The following is a 1,781-nucleotide window of genomic DNA, read 5'->3' as shown; positions in this document are numbered from 1 at the left end:
GGGGGGGGGGGGGGGGGGGGGCCGCGCCGGTACATCCGCCCGCATCCGAACGGATCCCAGCGGCACCTACCAGTGCGGGTGGGTTCCGATCCGTCCGGCCTGCGGGCATTTGATGTACCGGCCCGTCCCCGACGGTGCGCTCCCGACGGCGGGTGCGAGATCCAGTCGGTCACAGCCCCGGCCGGCCAAGGTTTTTCAGCCCCGGCCGGGAGCAGTCAGCCCCTCCGGCGTTTGAGGAGCGGGGTCTGGGGCGGAGCCCCAGGTTCGGGTCGGGTAGGGGCGGAGGGGGCGAAAGAAGCTTGCTGGTGCGGCGGGCCGTGAAGCAGGGGTGGGGGGCGAGGGGGGCGTTCCGGGGCAGTGGGTGGGTGTTGGTCACTCGGGGGGCGCCGGGGTGTCACCCAGTGTTCCGTGTCCGCTAGGCGGACCGGGCGGGCGGGAGGCACTGGGTGCCGGATACGGTGGGAAATACCATGAGCGCTTCACATACCCCTGATGTGCCCACTCTTCTTGTCAAGATCTTCGGCAAGGACCGGCCGGGCATCACCGCCGGACTCTTCGACACCCTCGCCGCCTACTCCGTCGACGTGGTCGACATCGAGCAGGTCGTCACCCGGGGCCGGATCGTGCTGTGCGCGCTCGTGACCGAGCCGCCCGGAGGCCTCGAAGGTGATCTTCGGTCGACCGTCCACAGTTGGGCGGAGTCGATGAAGATGCAGGCGGAGATCATCTCCGGCCTCGGCGACAACCGCCCGCGCGGCCTGGGACGTTCGCTGGTCACGGTGCTCGGACACCCGCTCACCGCGGAGTCGACGGCCGCCATCGCCGCGCGGATCACGAAGACCGGCGGAAACATCGACCGCATCTTCCGGCTGGCCAAGTACCCGGTGACCGCGGTCGAGTTCGCGGTGTCCGGCACGGAGACCGAGGAACTGCGCACCGCGCTGGTGACCGAGGCGTCGGCACTCGGTGTCGACATCGCGGTCGTGGCCGCGGGCCTGCACCGGCGGGCCCAGCGTCTCGTCGTGATGGACGTGGACTCCACGCTCATCCAGGACGAGGTGATCGAGCTCTTCGCCGCGCACGCCGGGTGCGAGGCCGAGGTCGCCGAGGTCACGGCGGCCGCGATGCGAGGTGAGCTCGACTTCGAGCAGTCCCTGCACGCGCGCGTGGCGCTCCTCGAAGGGCTGGACGCGTCGGTGGTGCAGAAAGTGCGCGACGAGGTGCGGCTGACGCCGGGCGCGCGCACCCTGATCCGTACGCTGAAGCGGCTCGGCTTCCAAGTCGGTGTCGTCTCCGGCGGGTTCACCCAGGTCACCGACGATCTGAAGGAGCGGCTCGGGCTCGACTTCGCCCAGGCCAACACGCTGGAGATCGTCGACGGAAAGCTGACCGGCCGGGTCACCGGCGAGATCGTGGACCGGGCGGGCAAGGCGCGGCTGCTGCGCCGTTTCGCCGCCGAGGCCGAGATCCCGCTGGCCCAGACCGTGGCGATCGGCGACGGCGCCAACGACCTCGACATGCTCAACGCCGCCGGACTCGGGGTCGCGTTCAACGCGAAGCCGGTCGTACGGCAGGCCGCGCACACCGCGGTGAACTTCCCGTTCCTCGACACGGTCCTCTATCTGCTGGGCGTCACCCGTGAAGAGGTCGAGGCCGCCGACATGCACGAGGACGACGAGGCTCACTGAGCCACGGTCCCGTGACGGACGGGGGGGGGGGGCCCGCCGGCGGGGGGGCCGGGGGGGGCGCGGCCCCCCCGGGCCGCCGGTCTGCCCGGGACC

The 1,781-nt window shown here is 71.5% G+C and carries 1 protein-coding gene; it reads left to right on the top strand.

The window, feature by feature from the left end; all coding sequences use genetic code 11:
• Window positions 1–470 precede the first annotated feature (470 nt).
• Window positions 471–1,688 (top strand): phosphoserine phosphatase SerB, encoded by a 1,218-nt coding sequence (gene serB, locus ACFXGX_RS43250; protein ID WP_384804005.1) that lies wholly within the window; start codon window positions 471–473, stop codon window positions 1,686–1,688.
• The last annotated feature ends 93 nt before the right edge of the window (window positions 1,689–1,781 follow it).

It is taken from the genome of Streptomyces sp. NPDC059371, assembly GCF_042751995.1.
In the GTDB taxonomy this organism is placed as follows: Bacteria; Actinomycetota; Actinomycetes; order Streptomycetales; family Streptomycetaceae; genus Streptomyces.
The sequence above is the reverse complement of the archived record's forward strand: the minus strand, read 5'-3'. Positions and strand labels throughout refer to the sequence as shown.

What these genes read in the sequence shown, in the direction of transcription:
- serB (WP_384804005.1), top strand. Translation starts at nt 471, where the DNA reads ATGAGCGCTTCACATACCCCTGATGTGCCCACTCTTCTTGTCAAGATC.